The sequence below is a fragment of the Aldersonia sp. NBC_00410 genome (assembly GCF_026342035.1).
Lineage (GTDB): Bacteria > Actinomycetota > Actinomycetes > Mycobacteriales > Mycobacteriaceae > Aldersonia.
In genome coordinates this window covers 358567-379156 of the sequence record NZ_JAPENM010000007.1, presented here as the reverse complement: position 1 = coordinate 379156, position 20590 = coordinate 358567, and the positions used below count along the sequence as shown (strand labels likewise).

24 protein-coding genes are annotated in these 20590 nt (G+C 67.6%); 12 read left to right on the top strand and 12 right to left on the bottom strand.

The window, feature by feature from the left end; translation table 11 throughout:
• The 5 genes from OG921_RS18380 to OG921_RS18360 form a co-directional block, all read left to right on the top strand.
• On the top strand, positions 1-559 hold a 559-nt coding region (locus tag OG921_RS18380), incomplete at its 5' end, for a DUF2470 domain-containing protein (protein WP_266113937.1).
• A gap of 39 nt (positions 560-598) precedes the next feature.
• Positions 599-1567: a non-homologous end-joining DNA ligase gene (gene ligD, locus OG921_RS18375; protein WP_266113936.1), complete on the top strand. Its 969-nt coding sequence runs from the start codon at positions 599-601 to the stop codon at positions 1565-1567.
• Positions 1568-1716: 149 nt separating this feature from the next.
• The gene (locus OG921_RS18370; protein ID WP_266113955.1) at positions 1717-2460 is read left to right on the top strand and encodes a CPBP family intramembrane glutamic endopeptidase; all 744 of its coding nucleotides are present in this window, start codon (positions 1717-1719) and stop codon (positions 2458-2460) included.
• A gap of 52 nt (positions 2461-2512) precedes the next feature.
• Entirely contained in the window at positions 2513-3973 is a 1461-nt protein-coding gene (locus OG921_RS18365; RefSeq protein ID WP_266113934.1) for an LCP family protein, read from the top strand.
• 157 nt (positions 3974-4130) lie between these two features.
• Entirely contained in the window at positions 4131-4679 is a 549-nt protein-coding gene (locus OG921_RS18360; RefSeq protein WP_266113933.1) for a ferritin, read from the top strand.
• 71 nt (positions 4680-4750) lie between these two features.
• Here the strand turns inward: OG921_RS18360 and OG921_RS18355 are convergent, their stop codons facing one another.
• The 4 genes from OG921_RS18355 to OG921_RS18340 all read right to left on the bottom strand — a co-directional run bounded on the left by OG921_RS18355 (position 4751) and on the right by OG921_RS18340 (position 7894).
• Positions 4751-5659: a DUF5926 family protein gene (locus OG921_RS18355; protein WP_266113932.1), complete on the bottom strand. Its 909-nt coding sequence runs from the start codon at positions 5657-5659 to the stop codon at positions 4751-4753.
• A gap of 68 nt (positions 5660-5727) precedes the next feature.
• Complete coding sequence (locus OG921_RS18350; protein WP_266113931.1) at positions 5728-6498, bottom strand: glycerophosphodiester phosphodiesterase; 771 nt, start codon at positions 6496-6498, stop codon at positions 5728-5730.
• A complete protein-coding gene (locus tag OG921_RS18345; protein WP_266113930.1) occupies positions 6495-7550 on the bottom strand; it encodes a DUF4328 domain-containing protein in 1056 nt (351 codons plus the stop codon). Before OG921_RS18345 ends, OG921_RS18350 begins: the two co-directional genes overlap by 4 nt.
• Positions 7550-7894 carry a rhodanese-like domain-containing protein gene (locus tag OG921_RS18340; protein ID WP_266113929.1) on the bottom strand — a complete coding sequence of 115 codons (345 nt, stop codon included), beginning with the start codon at positions 7892-7894 and terminating at the stop codon, positions 7550-7552. The genes OG921_RS18345 and OG921_RS18340 overlap by 1 nt, the downstream gene beginning before the upstream one ends.
• A gap of 429 nt (positions 7895-8323) precedes the next feature.
• Between OG921_RS18340 and OG921_RS18335 the strand changes: the two genes are divergently transcribed.
• On the top strand, positions 8324-8920 hold the full coding sequence (locus OG921_RS18335; RefSeq protein WP_266113928.1) for a hypothetical protein: 597 nt from the start codon (positions 8324-8326) through the stop codon (positions 8918-8920).
• A gap of 51 nt (positions 8921-8971) precedes the next feature.
• Here the strand turns inward: OG921_RS18335 and msrA are convergent, their stop codons facing one another.
• Positions 8972-9640, bottom strand: coding sequence for a peptide-methionine (S)-S-oxide reductase MsrA (msrA, locus tag OG921_RS18330; protein WP_266113927.1), 669 nt, complete (start codon positions 9638-9640; stop codon positions 8972-8974).
• Positions 9641-9649: 9 nt separating this feature from the next.
• The gene (locus OG921_RS18325; RefSeq protein ID WP_323182814.1) at positions 9650-10807 is read right to left on the bottom strand and encodes an acyltransferase; all 1158 of its coding nucleotides are present in this window, start codon (positions 10805-10807) and stop codon (positions 9650-9652) included.
• 190 nt (positions 10808-10997) lie between these two features.
• Between OG921_RS18325 and OG921_RS18320 the strand changes: the two genes are divergently transcribed.
• The 3 genes from OG921_RS18320 (at position 10998) to OG921_RS18310 (ending at position 13300) form a co-directional block, all read left to right on the top strand.
• Positions 10998-11621, top strand: coding sequence for a superoxide dismutase (locus OG921_RS18320; protein ID WP_266113926.1), 624 nt, complete (start codon positions 10998-11000; stop codon positions 11619-11621).
• 243 nt (positions 11622-11864) lie between these two features.
• Positions 11865-12407 (top strand): peptidase, encoded by a 543-nt coding sequence (locus OG921_RS18315; RefSeq protein WP_266113925.1) that lies wholly within the window; start codon positions 11865-11867, stop codon positions 12405-12407.
• Between the two features lie 140 nt (positions 12408-12547).
• Positions 12548-13300 carry a TMEM165/GDT1 family protein gene (locus OG921_RS18310; protein WP_266113924.1) on the top strand — a complete coding sequence of 251 codons (753 nt, stop codon included), beginning with the start codon at positions 12548-12550 and terminating at the stop codon, positions 13298-13300.
• Here OG921_RS18310 and OG921_RS18305 read toward each other — a convergent pair.
• Positions 13297-13977: a TetR/AcrR family transcriptional regulator gene (locus tag OG921_RS18305; RefSeq protein ID WP_266113923.1), complete on the bottom strand. Its 681-nt coding sequence runs from the start codon at positions 13975-13977 to the stop codon at positions 13297-13299. The genes OG921_RS18310 and OG921_RS18305 overlap by 4 nt on opposite strands.
• An 81-nt stretch (positions 13978-14058) precedes the next feature.
• Positions 14059-14910, bottom strand: coding sequence for an SDR family NAD(P)-dependent oxidoreductase (locus tag OG921_RS18300; RefSeq protein WP_266113922.1), 852 nt, complete (start codon positions 14908-14910; stop codon positions 14059-14061).
• Between the two features lie 151 nt (positions 14911-15061).
• Between OG921_RS18300 and OG921_RS18295 the strand changes: the two genes are divergently transcribed.
• Positions 15062-15631, top strand: a complete 570-nt coding sequence (locus tag OG921_RS18295) for a DUF4352 domain-containing protein (protein ID WP_266113921.1) — start codon at positions 15062-15064, stop codon at positions 15629-15631.
• Positions 15632-15773: 142 nt separating this feature from the next.
• Complete coding sequence (locus OG921_RS18290; RefSeq protein ID WP_266113919.1) at positions 15774-16541, top strand: SDR family NAD(P)-dependent oxidoreductase; 768 nt, start codon at positions 15774-15776, stop codon at positions 16539-16541.
• 18 nt (positions 16542-16559) lie between these two features.
• Here the strand turns inward: OG921_RS18290 and OG921_RS18285 are convergent, their stop codons facing one another.
• Positions 16560-17099, bottom strand: a complete 540-nt coding sequence (locus OG921_RS18285) for a hypothetical protein (protein WP_266113918.1) — start codon at positions 17097-17099, stop codon at positions 16560-16562.
• A 53-nt stretch (positions 17100-17152) separates the two neighbouring features.
• Here OG921_RS18285 and OG921_RS18280 point away from each other — a divergent pair, with 53 nt between their 5' ends.
• Complete coding sequence (locus OG921_RS18280) at positions 17153-17782, top strand: class I SAM-dependent methyltransferase (protein WP_266113917.1); 630 nt, start codon at positions 17153-17155, stop codon at positions 17780-17782.
• Here the strand turns inward: OG921_RS18280 and OG921_RS18275 are convergent.
• From OG921_RS18275 to OG921_RS18265, 3 genes are all read right to left on the bottom strand, one after another.
• Positions 17779-18441, bottom strand: a complete 663-nt coding sequence (locus OG921_RS18275) for a YoaK family protein (RefSeq protein WP_266113916.1) — start codon at positions 18439-18441, stop codon at positions 17779-17781. The genes OG921_RS18280 and OG921_RS18275 overlap by 4 nt on opposite strands.
• A gap of 62 nt (positions 18442-18503) precedes the next feature.
• The gene (locus OG921_RS18270; protein ID WP_266113915.1) at positions 18504-18956 is read right to left on the bottom strand and encodes a nuclear transport factor 2 family protein; all 453 of its coding nucleotides are present in this window, start codon (positions 18954-18956) and stop codon (positions 18504-18506) included.
• Between the two features lie 108 nt (positions 18957-19064).
• Positions 19065-20573 carry an aldehyde dehydrogenase family protein gene (locus OG921_RS18265; RefSeq protein WP_266113953.1) on the bottom strand — a complete coding sequence of 503 codons (1509 nt, stop codon included), beginning with the start codon at positions 20571-20573 and terminating at the stop codon, positions 19065-19067.
• Positions 20574-20590 lie beyond the last annotated feature (17 nt).

Below are 20590 nucleotides of genomic sequence, written 5' to 3'. Positions count from 1 at the left end.
CACCACCGCCGAGCTGACCGACGAGCAGCGCCGCCTCGCGCTGCGCGAACCGGTGCGGTCGCTGGTGTGGCTGCGCGGCACCGTCACTGCGGTGAGCAGCCAGGCCGAGCGCGCCCTCGCCGCCGAGGTCGCCGCGGAGCATCCACATCCGTCTCTGCTCGATGTCGGCCACGGCTCGACGCTGCTGCGCCTGACGATCGCGTCCGCCGTCGTCGCCGACACATCCGGTGCCGAATCCGTGCAGCCGGACGCCCTGCGCAGCGCCAACCCGGACCCATTCGCCGAGATGGAGAAGCCGTGGCTGCAGCATCTCGACTGCGACCACCCCGATGTTGTCGAGCGGCTCGCCCGGCGCCTGCCCACCGGAATGCGTCGTGGTCGCGTCCGCCCGCTCGCACTCGACCGGTTCGGCCTGACGCTGCGCGTGGAAACCGCCGACGGCGATCGTGATGTGCGGATGCCGTTCAACGACCCGGTCACCGACTTCACCGAACTCACCAAGGCAATCCGGATTCTGATGGGCTGCCCGTTCCTCAACGGTCTGCGCGCGCGAGGCTGACGCGCGCCGAAACCGGGGTCGCCGCGCTAGTTTGAGCGCATGGCTGCCACCCGCGGGAAGCCCCCATCGGTCGAGCTCGAGGTGGGCGAGCGCACCGTCCGCATCTCGAACCCGGATCGCGTCTACTTCCCCGCTTCCGGGCTGACCAAGCTCGATCTCGTGCAGTACTACCTTTCCGTCGGTGACGGCATCGTCCGGGCTCTGCGCGAACGACCCTGCATGCTGCACCGCTTTCCGGAGGGACTCGCGGGTGAGAAGGTGCACCAGAAGCGGCTGCCGCGCGGCGCGCCCGACTGGGTCGAGACCGTGCGAGTGCATTTCCCGCGCTACAACCGCACGGCCGACGAACTGTGCGTCACCGAACTCGCCAGCGTGATCTGGGCGGTGCAGATGTCCACCGTCGAGTTCCATCCGTGGAACTCGCGCCGGGCCAACACCGAACGCCCCGACGAGTGGCGCATCGACCTCGACCCGATGCCCGACTGCCCGTTCGACCGCGTCCGGCGCGTTGCCCATGTCGCGCACGAGGTGCTCGACGAACTCGGCGCGGTCGGCTGGCCGAAGACCTCGGGCGGCAAGGGCATGCACATCTACGTGCGCATCGAACCGAACTGGGGCTTCACCGACGTGCGCCGCGCTGCGTTGGCATTCGCGCGCGAGGTCGAGCGGCGCGCACCCGAGGACGTCACCACCACCTGGTGGCGCAAGGACCGCGATCCCAAGCTGCTCTTCGTCGACTACAACCAGAACGCCCGCGACCACACGATCGCGAGCGCCTATTCGGTGCGCGGCGTCCCCGATGCGACGGTGTCCACCCCGATCCGCTGGGACGAGGTCGACGACGTCAACCCGCGGGACTGCACCGTGGCAACGATGCCCAAGCGATACGCCGAGCTGGGCGACCTGCATGCGGGAATCGACGACGCGGTGTTCGCGCTCGATCCGCTGCTCGAATGGGCCGAGCGGGACGAACTCGCCGGCGCGCACGATCCGGAGCCCGATTCTTGAGCATCGCCGACTGGCTCCGCCCGCCCCGCCGCACACCTCCATTCGGTGGAGTGAACGGAAGCGTTCACTCCGCAGGAGCGGAGCCTGCGGAGCGACCCGACAGCGCTGAACGCAACGAATCTTCCGTTCACGACGCCACTGGCGAAGCGCTGGACCGCCGGGCAACCTGGTTCGAGATCGGCATCGTCCTCGTCGTCACGTTCGGCCTGAGCGGGCTGAACTCGATGCTGTCCCTCGTCGAGGATGCCCTGCAGGCCGGTGGATTGTCCGACCAAACGGTGGCGCTGAACCAGTCCCGCTCGACGTTCTCGCTCATCGACCTGCTCTTCCAGCTGCTGTCGATTCTGCGGCTCGCCGGGTGGGCCGCACTCGGGCTCTACCTGCTCTGGCGCAGCGGGATCGGGCCGGCCGCGATCGGGCTCGCCCGCAAGCAGTTGCGCCGCGACCTGCTCCCCGGGCTCGTCCTCGCCGCGGTGATCGGACTGCCCGGGCTGGCGTTCTATCTCATCGCGCACGCCCTCGGGATGAACCTCACCGTGCAGGCGAGTGCACTCGGCGACCACTGGTGGCGGGTGCCGGTGCTGATCCTGGCTGCCCTCGCGAACGCCGCGGCGGAGGAAATCCTCGTGGTCGGCTATCTCGTGACGCGGCTGCGGGGGCTCGGCTGGTCGGAGAACAAGAGCCTCGCCGCGTCGGCCTTGCTACGCGGGAGCTACCACCTCTACCAGGGGCTCGGCGGCGGGCTGGGCAACATGGCGATGGGCGTGGTCTTCGGCCGGTACTGGCAGGTGAGCAACCGCTTGTGGCCGCTCATCATCGCGCACGCGCTCATCGACATCGTCGCCTTCGTCGGCTACACACTCCTGCGCGAGCACGTCGGCTGGCTGCCATGACGATCGGCGACCCGCGCGGTGCCGCGCTCGACCCTGCGTAAAGTCGATCACCGTGAACGGTGAACCCCCGCGCGACCCGCAACGTCGGCAGCCGCCGCCGAGCGCGCGCCGCCCGGAGCCACCGCCGCCACGCGACGCGAATTGGCCGGAGCCACCCGAAGCCACCTCCGTCATCCGCCGCGACCGACGCGCTGCGCCTCCCGACCCGCGCTCGGCGCGACCTGCGCCTCCCGACCCGCGCTCGGCGCGACCTGCGCCTCCCGACCCGCGGGCCGGGCGACCGGACGAGCAGCCTCGGGCCTGGTCCCAGGCACCGCCGCCCCCGCCGCAGCAGCGTCGCCCCGGCGGACCGCCGCCGCAGCAGCCGCCCCCACCGGCCGATCCCAATGGCGCCTGGCTGGGCGGCGTCCAGCACGCGCCGCGCCAGCAGCCGCGGCCCTACGCCGACCGGCAGCCGGCCCCGGCGACGCACCGGCCCCCACCTCGCCGCGCTGCCCCGCCGCGAGGTCCGCAACCACCCGCGCCACCGCCACGGGACACCGAACGCCCGAAGCCACGGCGACCGAAGTTCCGCATCGGCCGGATCATCGCGGCATTGGTGCTGGTCCTGGTGCTCGCGAGCGTCGCGGGTTTCATTTATCTCGACCGGTCGCTGAATCGGGTCGACGCACTGGCCGACTATTCCGGCCGGGTCGCGGACACACCGGGCACCAACTGGCTGATCGTGGGGTCGGACAGCCGCGTGGGTCTCACGCCCGAACAGGAGCAGTCGCTGGCCACCGGCGGCGACGTCGGTAGCGCCCGCACCGACACGATTCTGGTGGTGCACATCCCGAAGTCCGGCGCGTCGACGCTGGTCAGCATTCCCCGCGATTCCTACGTCCCGATCCCGGGTTACGGCCGCGACAAGATCAATGCCGCGTTCGCGTTCGGCGGGCCGCAACTTCTCGTGCAGACGGTCGAGGGCGCGACAGGCCTACGCATGGACCATTACGCGGAGATCGGTTTCGGTGGTTTCGCCGGTGTAGTCGACGCAATAGGCGGCATTCGGATGTGCCTCGACGAGCCGATGAGCGACCCACTGGCCGGTATCGACCTGCCCGCGGGGTGCCAGGATCTGTCCGGTGCACAGGCGCTCGGTTTCGTCCGCAGCCGCGCCACGGCGCTGGCCGATCTGCAGCGCGCGAACAATCAGCGCATGTTCATGTCGGCGCTCGCGGCGAAGGCCGCCAGCCCGGCGACCCTGCTGAATCCGTTGCGCGCCTGGCCGCTTGCCACCCGCACCGCAAATTCGCCCACCGTCGACGACGGCGATCACCTGTGGAACCTGGGCATGCTCGCCTGGGCGATGCGCGGCGATCTGGTCACCACCACCGTGCCGATCTCCGGTTTCGAGGACACCGACGGCAGCGGGAACGTCGTGCTGTGGGATTCCGACCGCGCCGGCGAGTTTTTCGGTGCACTGGCGGCGGACAAGCCGATACCCGCGGAACTGGTCACGGCAGGGCCTTGATCCAAGCGCGTACGGCCCAATGAACATGACGTCCGCCACGTTTGAAGATCGGACCGAATCAGCTGCCCAGGCAATGCTTTTCGTTCTGAGGTAACACTGTCCTTATTTAGTGTGACCTTGGGTGACAGGCCTTCGACCTGCGGATACCGTTATCGACATGACAAGCGCGACCGCAAACACGGACACCAAGTTTCATGCGCTGCTGCAGGATCAGATTCGACATGAGTTCAGCGCGGAGCATCAGTACATTGCCATCGCGGTCTGGTTCGACAATGCAGACCTCCCGCAACTAGCGAAGCGCTTCTACGACCAGGCGGCAGAGGAGCACGCGCACGCGCTGATGATGGTGCGCTACCTCGTCGATCGCGACATCTCGGTCGACTTCACCGGCGTCGATCCGGCCAAGTCGGATTTCGCGAATGCCCGCGAGCCGATCGCGTTGTCGCTAGCGCAGGAGCGCGAAGTCACCAACCAGATCATCCAGCTCGCTCGAACTGCACGCGACGAGGGCGACTACATGGGCGAGCAGTTCATGCAGTGGTTCATCAAGGAGCAGGTCGAGGAAGTCGCGAGCGTTTCGACGCTGGCGACCGTCGCAGATCGGGCCGGTAGCAACCTGTTCGACCTGGAGAACTTCATCGCCCGCGAAACGCGCGCTGCCGGCGATGGCGTCGGCGCGCCCCCGGTGGCCGGCCCAGCCCGCTAGTCACCGCCTGCCGCACACCTTTTCGGTGGCGTACACGAAAAGGTGTGCGGCATAAGGCTGTTCCCGACCGCCTACCGCAGCGTCACCTGGCGACTACGCAACCCGTCCCGGGAACGCCGCTCGTCCGAGGTGAGCGGCGCGTCCACGGCCAGCGCCTCGCCCAACTTGGCATCGAATTCCGTTGCTGCCGCAGTCCATTCGGTGGGATGCCGCTCCGGGTCGAGATCGAACACCGGCACGAGCACGCCGTGCGTGCGGAACGATCCGGCGAATCGCGAACCCTCACCGAGATGCAGCGCACCCTGGGCGTGTACCCGCGCGAGCGCCAGCATCAGATCGTCCTCGTCCTCGGGACGGACCCAGCGCAAATGCGCCTTTTCGCCGGCGTCGACCCACCACGCCGCCGCGAGCCCATCCAGGCGCGCCGACGGCATGATGACCTGATTCGCCCGTTCGACCGCGGCCGCGGCCTCGGCGTCCGGCGTGGCCCCCTCCGGGATCCACCAGTTGAAGTCGTTGTACACGCTGACGTCCAGTTCGGCCGCGGGATCGATCAGGTCGGTGAGTGCGGGGGTGTCCTCGTCGGGATCGGCACCGTCCAGCGACTGGCCGGCCTCGGCGCTCATTGCCCATTTCACCGCGGACGCCAGATCAGCCGCTGGATCGGGACCGGCGGCCTGGGTCTGCACCGCGACTACTCCGGTCGTCGCACCGGAGTGCTCGCGGACCAACGCGGCGACCGCGCCGGGCAGCACCGTCGCGACCTGGATCGTGCGATCCGTGCTGCGCGTCGGCAGCTGGGCTACCGCCGAGGGCACGAATTCGCGCATCGCGACCAGGTCGCATTCGGCGGCGAGACCGGCGAACGGGCGCGCACCAGCGTCGGCCGCCAGCCGTTCGTGCTCGGCGCGACGCTCGGCGATTCGCTGCGAGCGGTTGCTTCCCGGCTTCGGGGTGTTTCGCTTGCTCTTCTTTGCCACGAGTCGTGAACCTACACGCCACCCGACGGCCGCTTCGATGGTCGGCCAATCGGCCCGCCGGTCCGGGCTCAGCCGGCCTGGGCGAGCAGCGCCTTCGTTCTGGCCGGATGGTTGGTCGCGATCCAGCTCACCCCGAGCTCTCGGCACAGCTTCACATCGTCGGGCTCGTCGACTGTCCAGCAGTACGTCGACCGGCCTGCCGCGGCTGCCCGGTCGACCAGCTCGGGGTGCTCGCGCAACGTCTTCACCGACGGACCGACAGCGGTCGCCCCGACCGTGGTCGCGGCGCTGCCGCCCAGGTAACGAGACGATTCACCGAGCAACACCGTCGGCAGCAGCGGTGCGGACCGACGGATCCGCCATACCGCCGTGGCCGAGAAGGACATCACCACCGCGCGGGAGTGGTCCGCAGACGCCGGCGAGGCGATACCGAAGCGCTGCAATTCGGCGAGCACCTTCGCTTCGACCAGCGATCCGTAGCGCACCGGGTGCTTGGTCTCGATGAAGATCTTCGTCGGGCGACTGCGCCAGTCGAGGACGAGCGTGAGCAGATCACCGAGCGTGAGCACCGCTGCCGGCACGCCGGGCTCCCCGAAATCGAAGTCGGCGATTTCGTCGAGCGTCATCTCGCTCACCAGTCCGGTCCCGGTCGACGTGCGGTTCACCGTCCGGTCGTGAATGCAGACGAGCTTGCCGTCCTTGGTCAGCCGCACGTCGCATTCGACACCGTCGGCGCCGTCGGCCAGCGCCAGTTCGTAGGCGGCAAGCGTGTGCTCCTTGCGCTCGGCGGACGAGCCGCGGTGGGCAACCACGAACGGCGGCCGGATCGCAGAGGTCACGTGGCCGCCACCTCTACCTGGGCGTCGGAATCCTCGCGCTCTGTATCCGCATGGTCAACGACACCGCGGATCGGTTCGATAATCGGCCGGTGCGGACCGGTGGCCATGAGCCAGCGCTTCGCGCGCCGCGGCCGGCCGCGCAGGTCCCGGTCCTCGAGTCGGTAGATCGTCCCCAGCGTGACCACGGCGACCGTGGCCGCCACAACGTCGGTCAGTGCGGTGAACACGACGCCGTCGGCCTGGGCCTGCAACGAGCCGGCGCTACGCCACGCAAGCGCGGCGATCGCCATCACCGCGCCGAGCACCCACGTGCACCACCACACCCGGACCGCGATCAGCTGTTCGCGCGGGCGCCGCTGTGCGAGTTCGGTGAGGAACACCCCCGGCGCGATCAGATTGAGCACCGGGACGACGCAGCCCGCGACGAGAAAGGGCGTCGCACGCGGATCGAGGCGACCCCGGTCCGCGAACTCCTCGGCGCGGGCCCGGATCAGCCAGCCGACGACGGCGAGCGCAGCGACCAGTGCCACGAGCAGCGCAAGCACCGAGGTCGACCACACCGCGGCATCCGAGCAGGACAGCAGCCACTGCTCGATCAGATGCGCGCGGTTACGCAACAGGATGGCGTAGCGGAGTCCCTCGGCCAGGGCAGCGAGCACGAACAGCATCGCGGTGACGATCAGCAGCGCCTCGACGCGGTCGGCGAACCAGGCCAGTGGTGTGCGCGGCGCGGCCTGCGGCATCGGCGGGGTGTCGATCAGACCCCAGCGCGGAGTTTCCGGGTACCGCGGTGTCGGCGTGGGCGCCGAGGTCGGAGCGGTCCGGCGCGGTGGGCCGGGCCGGCGAGCCACCCAGCGATAGTTGCGGGCACGCAATGGCGCATCGGGACGCGCCGGCGCCAGCAAGACGCCGTGGCAGCGTGGACACCACTGGATCGGGCGGCCGCGCACCGGCCACTGCGCCGCGCAGCGCGCGCAGACTTGCACCGGCACCGGCGGGCCGCCGCTGATCGGCACCGGCGGGCCGCCGCTGATCGGCATCCCGGGCCGCATCAGAAGATCGTCGCCTCACGGCCGCCGTCCGCGGTCAGCGGCCGGCCCTGCATCTGCCACGCCACCATGCCGCCGTCGACGTTCACAGCGTCGAATCCGACTTGGTTCAGGTAGGCCACCACCCGTGCGGAGCGGCCGCCCTGACGACACACGACGTACAACGCAGCATCGTTGCTCAGCTCGGCGAAGCGGGTCGGTATGTCTGCCATCGGGATGTGCACGGCGCCGGGTGCGTGGCCCTGCTCCCATTCCTCCGGCTCCCGGACGTCGAGCAGGACAACGTCATCGGTGAACTCGGTCGGCACGTCGCTGACGGGAACTGTGGGTGTGCCAGGAAACGTCACGTGGTCGATACTGTCACGCCCAGCGACGCACGCACATCCTCGCCACCGATGTTGGTTCGGCGATCGACCGGCCCCGTCCGGATCGCCGGGATTCGGATCACCGGATCTCGCAAGTGGACGTATTAAACCGTGACTGTCCACAAGTCAACAGGTTTATCCACAGGCTGTGGATTACTCGGCACCGTGGACGAAGTGGCCGGTCCGGCGTTCCCCTCTTTACGCCGGAACGCCCACCTCGTCGCACGGGCCGAACCATCGGGATCCGGCGATCACGGCCTTCGAACCCCGACACCTGTTCTGACGCGGTAACCGACCGCTCGGTTCCCTCGATTCGCCGCCGAACCGTGAACGGGCATACACCTAGCTAACTGTTTGTAGCGATCTTGTGAAATTTGGTCTCGACCGAATCGAATCGCTTAGCCTGACTCAGTGAACTGGAGTGACGGACACCGCAACGGACTGAATACGGCAATCTCGGAGGCCACCTGCCTGAGCATCGAGGTCGACGAACCCGCCGCAACCGTGACGATGCGTCTGGAGGTGCTGACGCTGCCGCCCGATGGGTCCGAGACCACCAATCGCGAAGTGACGATGGTGCTCTCCGACGTGGGCCGGATCGCGGCCTCGCTACGCGCGCAGAACTGGAACGACCGCGAACCGATCGTGGCGCCGCTCGAGCTGGCCAACCTCAACGAGGTCGTGCAGAGCTACGGGGGCGCCGCGCTGCACGGTTGGGAGTTCGTCGACCTGCCCGAGAGCAGTTGGGCGCAGTGGCGCGAGCTGCTCAGTGTCGACACCACGCTGACCGGGACCGACGAAAAGCACCTGCTCGAGCTGTCGCTGCAGGAGGGTATCGATCCACGCGAACTCGACCTTCGGGTGTGGTTCGGCGACCTGCAGGTGACCCGCTCGGACGGCGCACCGGTCCCGCTCGAGGAGTTCATCGCCGGTAGTTTGCGCTGGTGGGATGCGCACGACCGGCACGATCCGCGGGCGCTCGCGGCCGAGGTGGCACCTCCGCTGTAAACCGAGGTGGCACCTCCGCTGTAAACCGAGGCGCCTCGCGAGCACGTCCGGTCAGGCGCCGAGCCCGACCGGGCAGCTCACCCCGGTCGCATGCACCGGGCAGTAGCCGTTCGGATTCTTCGCCAGGTACTGCTGGTGGTAGCTCTCCGCGTAGTAGAAGGACGCGAGCGGCGCGATCTCGGTGGTGATGGCGCCGTAGCCGGCATCGGCGAGGCGCTTTCCGTACGCCTCGGCGGTCGCCTTCGCGGTCGCGGCCTGCTCTTCGTCGACGGTGTAGATCGCCGAGCGGTACTGCGTGCCTTGGTCGTTGCCCTGCCGCATGCCCTGCGTCGGGTCGTGGTTCTCCCAGAACTGCTTGAGGATGGCCTCGTAGCCGATCACCTTCGGATCGAAGACGATGAGCACCGCCTCGGCGTGCCCGGTGCGGCCCGAGCAGACCTCCTCGTACGTCGGGTTCGGGGTGATCCCGCCCGCGTAGCCGACCGCGGTGGTGTACACGCCGTCGAGTTCCCAGAACTCCTTCTCCGCGCCCCAGAAGCAACCCATCGCGACGACCGCGGTCTGCGTTCCGTCCGGGAAGGGCCGCTGCAGCCGATGGCCGTTGACGAAGTGTTCGTCCGGCACGTACATCGTTTCGTCGCGACCGGGCAGCGCGTTCTCCGCCGTCACCATCTCCGGCTTGGCGCCGACCCGACCGAGCAGTTCGTCATACCAGGACATGAGAAAATGCTACGCGCGGTTGCGCGCTTCCCGCCGGTTCAGCCGGTCGGTGATCCAGCGGCCTGCAGGCACCTCGACCACGCGGTAGGCCACCTCGGACGCGACAGCGGTGACGATCAAGAAAGCCAGAATCGCGCCGGTGGTGCCGAACCAACCGACGGTGTGCTCGAACACCCGATAGAGGATCAGCGTGTGCAGCAGGTAGATCGCGTAGCTGCGAGTGCCGACCCAGTGCACCGCGCGCGAGGACGCGATCGCGCCCCGGCAGTGCGCCAGCGCCAGCACGGTCGCGGTCACCACCGTCATCGTCCACAGATAGCGGTCACCGGCCCAGTACGCGTGCAGCTCGGTGGCGAGCTCGACGACACCGATCTGCGCGGCGGTCGCGGCGAGCAACCAGATGCGGCTCGCCAGCCCGGTCCAGGCGAAGTAGATGATCTGCCCGACGAAGATCGCGGGCATTGTCGCGGCGACTTTCGAAAGCATCGGGACCGTGGCCGCGGCCGGAACGAGGTCGTTGTAGAGCAGGGCGCCGCCGCAGAGTGCGGCGCCGACGATGGGCACCAGCGCCGGCGCGTATCGCAGCAGCGGACGCGCGGCCACGCAGTAGAGGTAGAACAGGATCTGCACGGTCAACGTCCACGTCACACCGAGGACGGCCACTTCCGGTTTGAGGAAGAATCCGCCGAGCACGAAGCTGAGCCCGGCCTCGACGTTGCTGATCCCGTCCTGCGGGCTGAACATGCCGTTGATGTGCATTCGCACCAGCACGATGGCGGCCGCGACGGAAAGCCAGAGCAGTGGCAGGAGCCGCCCGATCCGATTGCCGAGGAAATTGCTGGCCGAGTGCCTGGTCACCGATCCGGTGATCAACAGGCCGGTGAGCACCATGAAGAACGCCACGCCCACGAACGAGAGGTGGTTGTTGAGCTTGATGCCGTCGATCAGGCCCTCTTGGACGAGGTCGATCAGCCACCAGCCGTCGCCGCGATCGTCGACGAAGTAGTAGGAAATGTGCGAGTACAACACGGCGAGAACGGCGATCGTGCGAAGCAGATCGACCCCGCCGAGTCGCATGCGCGACGGCTGAATTCGCGCTGCGGAATGCGCCGAGCCGGTAGCGAGCAGCGACGACGGCGCTTGCCTACATCGCTCGTTCGCTCCCACGCCGCCCGATGTTAAGCGGCAATTCACTCCAGTGCCGAATCGAGCGAGCGTTCCGTCGCGGCTTCGCGACGGTTCCGATCCGCGTGATCACCGCTGTTGCGGTAGGTGTACCAATAGGACAGGCTGGCAATACCTACGAAACATTTTCCGACAACAGGGCCGCTCAGCCCCGGACCGAGAAGGGAAAATCGTGGCCGAATACACTCTGCCCGATCTCGATTACGACTACGGCGCACTGGAGCCGCACATCTCGGGTGAGATCAACGAGGTCCACCACTCCAAGCACCACGCGACGTATGTCGCCGGCTTGAACACGGCGATCGATAAGCTCGCTGCTGCAAGGGAATCCGACGATCACGGCGCGATCTTCCTGCTCGAGAAGAACCTCGCGTTCCATCTCGGCGGTCACGTCAACCACTCGATCTGGTGGAAGAACCTCTCGCCGGACGGTGGCGACAAGCCGGACGGCGACCTGGCGGCCGCACTCGACGACCAGTTCGGTTCGTTCGACAAGTTCCGCGCGCAGTTCACCGCCGCCGCCAACGGTTTGCAGGGCTCGGGCTGGGCGGTGCTCGGCTACGACACCCTCGGCAAGAAGCTGCTGACCTTCCAGCTCTACGACCAGCAGGCGAACATCCCGCTCGGCATCATCCCGCTGTTGCAGGTCGACATGTGGGAGCACGCGTTCTACCTGCAGTACAAGAACGTCAAGGCCGACTACGTGAAGGCGTTCTGGAACGTAGTCAACTGGGCCGACGTCCAGCAGCGCTTCGCCGCCGCGACGTCGCAGACCTCGGGACTCATCTTCCCGTAGTCATCTGCCACCAAAGTTCGACCGCTCGACCTGTGCGCGGTTCGCGAGAATGCTCTCGCGAACCGCGCACTGTCGTTTCAGGTGTGGAGCCTGTGGAACACCCGGGCACACAGTTGGCACTCTCCTGATCTTGTGTGCCAGCCACAATGTGTCGCATCCTGACATTTCCGCTGGGCAGCGTGGCCGGTGAGCAGAGAGCCGGAGCACGCCGCGTGCACCGGCGGACGGCTGAGGAGGCATGCGATGCGCGAGGACGAATACGCCGCCCATGACTACATCGGGGTCTCCCCCTTTCACGCCGCCGGGACGCTGAGCGGCTTCGTCATCTCGGGCCGGTGGCCCAACACCACCAAGGAGTGGGCGCAACTGCTCGTCCTCGCTGTGCGAGTCGCCACACTTCCCGGGCTGCTGACCACGTCCACGGTGTTCGGCGCACGGGAGGAATTGCCCGATAATCCGCAACCGGGAACGGTCGGACTGGTCATGTCCGAGGGCACGGTCCTCGGCGACACCGCGCTCGAACCGGGCCGTTTCGCGATCAAACAGCCGCCCGCGCTGCTCGTCCTGCACCCCCCTTCCGAGACCAACCCGTCGCTGCCGGAATGCGCCGGCGCCGCGTCGGGATGCCTACTGCTGCCCGGCATTCCGCATCTGGGCCTGGACCACCGTGCGGCCTGGGTAGAGGCCGAAGCGGACGGCACCGTGACCTCCATCGTGAGTCGCGTCGGGGTGGACCCCATCAGCGATCCCGATACCGCGGTTTTGGCCATGCTTCTCGCAGCTTAAGGGAACCCGAAAAACCCCGGCAGGATCACCAAACTTATTGTGCGCATTGGTAATTCGAATATGGCCCCGTTGCGCAATATCCTTACCCCCGGTAACCTGGTACAAGTCCATTAGGTTTGCCTTACCAGGAGTCGCCCACCATGCTTGCCGCACTGCTACTGAGCTTCGGCGTAATCTTCGTCGCCGAACTTGGGGACAAGTCGCAGCTCATGGCGATGACGTTTGCGCTGCGCTACCGCTGGTGGGTCGTGCTCGGTGCGATCACCATAGCCACGGCGGCCGTGCACCTGGTCTCGGTGGCAATCGGTTACTTCCTCGGCGCGGCACTGCCCACCCACGCGATCGGCATCGCGGCGGGCATCGCGTTCCTGGCGTTCGGGGTGTGGACCCTGCGTGGCGACTCACTCAGCGAGGACGAGCAGGGCAAGGCCGGCCGCACGAACGCTCCTGCTTTCTTCGCCGTGATGTCGGCCTTCCTGCTGGCCGAGCTCGGCGACAAGACGATGCTCGCGACGGTGACGCTGGCCGCCGACCACGACTGGGTCGGGGTCTGGATCGGCTCCACGATCGGCATGGTCGCCGCGGACGCGCTCGCAATCCTGATCGGTGCGTTGGCCGGCAAGCATCTGCCCGAACGCGTCATCGCGCTCGTCGCCGGCGCGCTGTTCCTGCTGTTCGGCGGCGTGATGCTGGTGGATTCCGCGGCCCCCGACGCAGCCCTGCTGCTGCAGATACTCGGCGGAGTCGCCATCGCCGCCGCGGTCGCGGGACTATGGTTCCTCATTCAGGCTCGACTGCGCGGAGCTCGCTTGCGCAGCCGCGCGGTGCCCACCGATACCGATGGCCCCTCGGTCGAGCAGCACGTCCAAGTGTCGAGCCGAACCAGCGACTAGTCCGCGGTCTCGAACTCGCCGTACAGCCGGCCGCCGCGCCGCACCATGTCCACCAGCGGCGAACGCAGCGCACGCAGCCCGTCCACGTCGCCGACCGCGATCTTCGCGGTGACCATCGAGCTGATTGCCGCGGCGAGCGTCTGACACGCGAACCGCTGCTCCGCCGTCCGTGCGCGCAGGATGCTCACGATCAGTTCCACGAACCCGTCCTGCAACTCGGCCCGCCGGGCCAACACCTCGCGCCCGGCGGCATAGACCTCGACCAGAAACAGCCGCGCAAAAGCCGGTTCGTCGGCCAGCGCGTCGATATAAGCGCCGAGCAGCCGCTCCAGGCGTGCCGGATCGACCGTGTCGGCGCCGCTATCGGTCGGCCCTTCGCCGACCAGCCCGGTACCGACAATGCCACGCATGACCACCTCGACGGCGCGCGCGTACGCCGCCCTGAAGCAGTCCTCCTTGGAGGAAAACTGCTGGTAGAACGTCTCGCGCGAGACCCGGGCACGGCGCAGCACATCCGCGACGGAGGTGCTCGGGTAGCCCTTCTCGGCCATCGCCTCGGCCATCGCGAGCAGAATCCGGTCACGTTGGGACCGCACGACCTCGGCACGCGTCAATCCATGCCTGCCGCGTGGCAACTGCGTCGCAGTGGGGCTCGGATCCGCTTGTTGTGTATTCATCAGTGCGGAATTCTGCTGCACCGGACCGCTGAGGTCGAGGCTTTCGCCCCCAGTCCTTCGAGGCGACCCGCCTGTTGCACCTCAGGCGACCGGCTGCTCGGTGGTGAATGGCGGGTTCTCCGCTCGCGCGAGCTTCAACGCGCCGGGCACGGCGCCGCGCAGCCGGAGTTCGACCACCCGCTGTGCGATATCGCGTACCAGCAGCGCGCCGCCCACCCAGGACGGCGAGACGACTCGGCGTTCACGGCGCGTGATGGCGCGCTCGAGCGCATCGATGGCCGGCTGCAACGGGGCGGGCCCGGAAATCGGCTTACCACCGAGCACATAGCGCGCCGCCTCGGTGCCGAATCCCCGTGTGGTCATGTCCGTGTCGAGTTCGGCGAAGTAGGCGATGCCCACTTCGGCACCCGTGTGCGCAAGCTCCTGACGCAGCGTCTTGCCGAACGCCTGCACCGCCGCCTTCGACGCGCTGTAGGCACCGAGTAGCGGGAGGTTGATCGCGGCGGCCAGTGACGATGTGAGCAGCACGTATCCACCGGGGTGGCTCAGGTGCGGGCCTGCCGCGTGCACGCTGTAGTAGACGCCGAGGGCGTTGACCCGCATGGTCTGCTCGAACACCTCCGGATCGCCACCGACCAGCGCTATCTGCTTGGCAATACCGGCGTTGGCGACGAGGACGTCGAGCCCGCCGAGTTCGGCGACCAATCCGTCGACGGCACTCTCGACCTGGGCGCGGTCGCCCACGTCGCAGTAGCGCCATGGCGCGCCGCCGCACTCGGCCGCGACCTGGCCGAGCAGTTCCGGTTCGATCCCGAGTAGCGCCACCCGGGCGCCGCGACTGTGCAGCTGTCGCGCCAGGGCGGCACCGATCCCGCGGGCCGCGCCGGTGATGAGTACCCGGCGCCCGGCAAGGTCTGAGGACTTGCGTGTCATGGGGAACACGATAGCATCTACGAACACGATTGTTCACAAATGTTCTGTAGAGGTTGGGGGCGAAGTTGTCGGACCTCGCTGCGATGCTGTGCGGCTCGGATGCACCGGGCCACCATCGCCTCAGCTCAGGTGCCTACGCAGAGGGACGAACATGAATCAGGCAGCGTTGCCCGGACACCGACCGGGCCGGGGACCCCGCCGTCGGCACTGGTCCTGGTTCGGCGGCGCCATGTGTGCGCTGATCTTTGTCGGCATCGGCCACGATCCGGACGTATCACAGCGCACGTCGTCCACCGATTCGACGGCTCCGGGAGTGGCCGTCGCGTTCGCGACCCCCGGTGCACAGCCGGTTCCCGCGGGTACGCCGACACGGCTCGGAGCGCTCGAATTCGTTGCCGCCGGGGTCGATCCGGTCCAACCCGTGACGCCGTCGTCCGGCGTCCACCTCGTGGTACACCTCACCTTGACCAACCGATCCGAGCAGGCAGTGATGTTCGATCCGGCGGCACAGCGACTGATCGACGCCTCCGGTGCACGGCATACGTCCGACCAGTTGGTGGCGACTCAGCTCCGACCGATCACGGGAGTGGCCCAACTCATCGAACCGGGCGCAACGATCGCATCGGAACTCCTGTTCACGACGCCGCTCGGCGCGGGCGCGACCGCGGTCGAGTTGCGCGAGGACGGCGTCGCGGACGCGCTGCTGCTCGCTGTGCAGTGACCGCTCCGAGCCATACCAGCCCCGGTCTCACCGGCGGCCGACGACCACCGCTGAGTCCTGGGGAAAGTGCGGCGGATCGGCCTCGATAGGGTTACGCATCCAATGGGCGGCCGACCGGGCCGCCAGAAGAGGAGATGCAAACGTGGAGATCTCGGGTTCCGCCGCCATCGTGACCGGTGCGGCCTCCGGGCTCGGCGCCGCGACGGCCAAGCGCCTCGCCAACGCCGGCGCGACCGTGTTCGGCCTCGACCTGCAGCCGTCGATCGACAAGGCGGGCGACGATGTGCCCGCAGGCGTCACGCTGCTAGCCGCGGACGTGACCGACAACGACGAGGTCAAGGCCGCCGTCGACAAGGTCGTCGAGTCCGGCGTTCCGCCGCGCATCGTGGTGAACTGCGCGGGCGTCGGCTGGGCCGGCCGCATCCTGTCGAAGAACGGCCCGCACGACCTCGAGCTGTTCCGCACGGTCATCACGATCAATCTGCTGGGCACCTTCAACGTGATGCGCCTGGCGGCCGACGCGATCGCCAAGACCGAGACGGTCGACGCGACCGGCCAGCGCGGCGTCGTCATCAACACCGCATCGGTGGCCGCATTCGAGGGCCAGGTCGGCCAGATCGCCTATTCGGCGTCCAAGGGCGGCGTGCACGGCATGACCATCCCGGCCGCGCGCGACCTCGCTCAGTTCGGCATCCGGGTCAACACCATCGCCCCCGGCATCGTCGACACCCCCATGCTCGCCGGCGTCACCGAGGAGTACCGCAAGGGCCTCGAGGCCGGCGTGCCGTTCCCGTCGCGCCTGTGCACCCCCGACGAGTACGCGCAGCTGACCCAGATGATCGTCGAGCACGACTACCTCAACGGCGAGACCATCCGCATGGATGGCGCGCTGCGCATGGCCCCGCGCTGAGCACACCCGTGAGTGCGGTCAGGCCATTTCGGCTTTGACCTTGTTGGCCAGGTCGAGGGCGGCGGCATCGCTGTCCTCGGCCGAGCTCAGGTTCGCCACCTGCACGGTGACCACCCGGTCATCGGCGGCGAACTCGACCACGCCGGTCGCGAAGTAGCGCATGCCGTTCGGTGCCGGCCGGGTCTGCATTGCCGGGTCCGGCTCGGGCAACGTGTCGTTCGGTGCGGTGCCGGGATTGGAGATATCGATGGACACCGACGTATAGGTTTCGGGATTTTCCCACGTGCAACTCGGCATCTCCGGATTCGACGATGTCGACTGGCCGGGCACGCTGGTTCCGATCAGCGGTGCGACATCGGCGTCGGATAGCAGCGCGCAGGCGTCGATCGCGGCATCGGCCGATCCTGTGCTGGCGCCTGTTGTGCCACTGGCCGCCTGTTCCAGCGCACTCGCGTGGCTCTCTGCGCCGGCAGTGTCGGAATCCGAATCCGATCCGCAGCCGCCCAGTGCAAGACAGCTCGCGACGATCACAAGCGCACCGAGGTCGCGGCGGTCCATGCGGAAATCATATGGCGGCCACTGATCCGGCCACCCCTGTTTAGGCTGAACCGGTGTCGCTGTACCGCACGCACGTCTTGCCGCGCCTCGTCAACCTGACCTGCGGCTCGTCGACGATCACGCCGCTGCGCGACCGGGTCTGCGCCGGATTGCATGGCGAAGTGGTCGAGATCGGGTTCGGCAGCGGCCTGAACGTGCCGCATTATCCGGCCGGCGTTGCGTCGGTTACCGGCGTCGAGCCGGCGGACCTGGGCTGGAGACTGGCACGAAAACGCCTGGACGCCACGGTGATTCACGTGAAACGTGCCGGATTGAACGGCGAGTCACTGCCGTTCGAAGACAACAGCTTCGATTCGGCGCTCTCGACCTTCACCCTCTGCACCATCCCCGACGTGGCCGCCGCACTGCGCGAAGTGCACCGGGTGTTGAAGCCGGGTGGCGCACTTCATTTTCTCGAACATGGCAGCGCGCCCGATGAGGATGTCCGCCGCTGGCAACGACGGCTCGAACCGATTCAGAAGCGCGTCGCCGGTGGGTGCCACCTCACGAGGGAGCACGTCGCGCTCGTCACCGCCGCCGGGTTCACCGTCGTCGAGTGCGAGCAGTTCTACCAGGACGGCGTGCCGCACCCCTACGGTGCCGCGACGCTCGCCCGCGCCGTGGTCGAAACTCCGGCCGCCTAATCCGACCGTTCGTCGACGAAGAACCAGACCAGCGTCAAAACGAGCAAGCCCGCCGCGACCCAAGTCGCGTGGACGCGCCAAGCGTCCGAGACGACCGCGCCGATCACCGCTCCGGACGCGAAGCCCGCGATGATCACGGCGTAGGTCCGGAGCGCGGGACCCTGCTCGCGCTGCTTCTCGACGATCCAGTTGTAGCCGGCTTCGGTGAAGCGCATCAGATTCCCGGTCGTCGCGATCGGCATGAAGGCCAATCCGCCGACCGTCCGGAACAACCCCATCAGTACCGCGCTGACGAAGGCGATCGGGATGGTCACCACCGAATTCGACACCGTGTCCGGCAGGAATCCGACGGCAACCAACAAGCCGGCCAGCACCGCAACGGTCCACCGCATCGGGTACATGCCGGTCCGTTGCGCTCGTTCGCTCTTGATGAACGAAGCGAACGCGATGCCGGCGATGAACGCGACGATCGGCCACAGGTGCTCGCTCGCCCCGTGCCACTTGCCTTCGGACAGGTCCACGCCGAGCAGGATCACGTTGCCGGTCTGCGCATTGGCGAACACGCCGCCCCGAGCGATGTAGGTGTAGGCATCGAGGAATCCGCCGACGAAGGTGATGACCACCGCGAAACGCAACGACGTCGAGGTCTGGGTCGCCATCGGTCGATTGTGCCGCCTTGGCCATCGGCCACACAGTCTGCCGCGCAGCAATCCGAGTGCAGTCAGCCGCGCAGCAGTTCCGCCAACTGCTCGAGGGCGATGCCGTGCACCAGCGGGTCGGCGTGGCGATGTACCTGCTCCCAGCCGGATTCGGTCCGACGAAAGACCATCGTCACGCGCAGCGATAGGTCCTGGTCGGGCAGCCCGCCGACCCGGCCGTGCTGACGCTCGATGACGACGAGCACGACCAGATCGCCCGTTGCGTAGGACGCCACCACCTCGACCTCGGCTTCGCCGCCCTGGAAGAAGTCCGAGATGGCAGCCAGTCGCTCCGCCGAACCGTCGAAGCCGCGCTCCGGGTCACCACCGAACGGCGACATCAACGTGTAGTCGTGCGAGTGCTCGATCTCCGCGAGGTAGCCAGGGATATCGCCCGCGATCAGTGCCGACGCGGACAGTCGGGCGCGTCGGACAACGTCGGCCAATTCGTCGTCGGTCGCGCTTTCCTGCGTCATTCGCTGCTCCGATCCGATGGCAGGGCGAGGTCCCATGCCTTCACGACGCTGCCACCGGATCGGTTCGGTTTCACACCGTTCGGGTCAACCAGTTCATATGCGATCGGGTCAGCGAGGGCCGAAGCGTCGCCGTCCGCGTGCGGATACGGCGCGCATCGCCCACTCCATGAAGGCGAACTTCTTGGGAGAGTAGGGGAACCAGAGCATCTCCTTCATCTGGGTCGGAAGCGAGGGCTCGGTGATCGCCTGTTGACGGCAGTACTTGCGCAGGCCATTGGCGCCGCCCCAGCGGTAGCCCGTGCCGGACTTGCCCCATCCCCCGTGCGGAACGGTGGGGTTGAACAAGTTGATGACGGAGTCGTTGATATTGACCGCGCCGACTGTGAGTTGCGCGGCGATGCGCCGGCCGCGGGATCGGCTCCCCGTCCACACCGAGGCAGACAGGCCGAAGATCGAATCGTTGGCCAGGCGGATCGCCTCGGCTTCGTCGGCGACCTTCATGACCGGAATGGTCGGGCCGAAGGTCTCTTCGGTGATGCAGGACATGGTGTGATCGACGTCGATGAGCACGGTCGGCGGGAAGAAGGTGCCTGTCCCACTCGGTTTGCCGCCGGTCAGGGCTGTCGCGCCCGCGGCGAGCGCCTCCTCGACGTGCCGTGTGACGATGGCGAGCTGCGCCTGGTTGGCGAGCGGGCCGAGATCGAAGGAGTTGCTTCGATCATCGTGGCCCTGCCTGAGTTCCCCCACGTGCGCGACCAACTTCGCGACGAATTTGTCGTAAACCGGCGCTTCGACGTACACGCGTTCGATGGAGATGCACAGCTGCCCGGTGTTGACGAGCGCACCGTAGGCAATTCCGTACGCGGCGCGGTCCAGGTCCGCGTCGGCCAGGACGATCGCGGGGTCTTTACCGCCCAGCTCCAGGCTGTAGGGCGTCATACGCTCGGCGCAGGCCACGCCGATCTTGCGGCCCGTCGGCGACGATCCGGTGAACTGGACGTAATCGGTGTTGTCGATCAGCGCTGCGCCCGTCTCGGCGGAGCCGGATACCACGGCAAAGACCGGCGGGGCGCCGATCTCCGCCCAGCCGCGCTCGAGTACCAGCGGCGTCAACGGCGTCACCTCGGACGGCTTGTGCAACACCGCGGCGCCTGCGGCCAGCGCGGGCACCATGTCGGCCACCCCCATGGCGAGTGGGAAGTTCCACGGCGTGATCACTCCGACGAGCTGGTACGGCTTGTACACCGTGGTCAAACGTTTGACACGCATCAGCGGCGAATGCGGTGCCGGATGTTGGTCGGCGAGGAACTTCGACGCGTTGCGCGCCCAATACCCGAGTTGGTCGACCGTGAACAACACCTCGACCCGGGCGTCGATCCGGGTTTTGGCCGATTCGGATTGGATCGCGTCGGCAAGCTCATCCGCGTGATCGACCACCCAGTCCTGGAGTCTGAGCAACCACTTCTTGCGCCCGGACGGCCCCAGCGCTTCCCACGCAGGTTGCGCAGCACGTAGTGCTTGCGCCTTCGCGATGACGTCATCGGCCGAACTGATCGCCACCGTCCCGACCACGGCGCCGGAGGCGGGATTGCGCACTTCGAGGGCGTCACCCGACACAGTTGGATTCGTCTTCG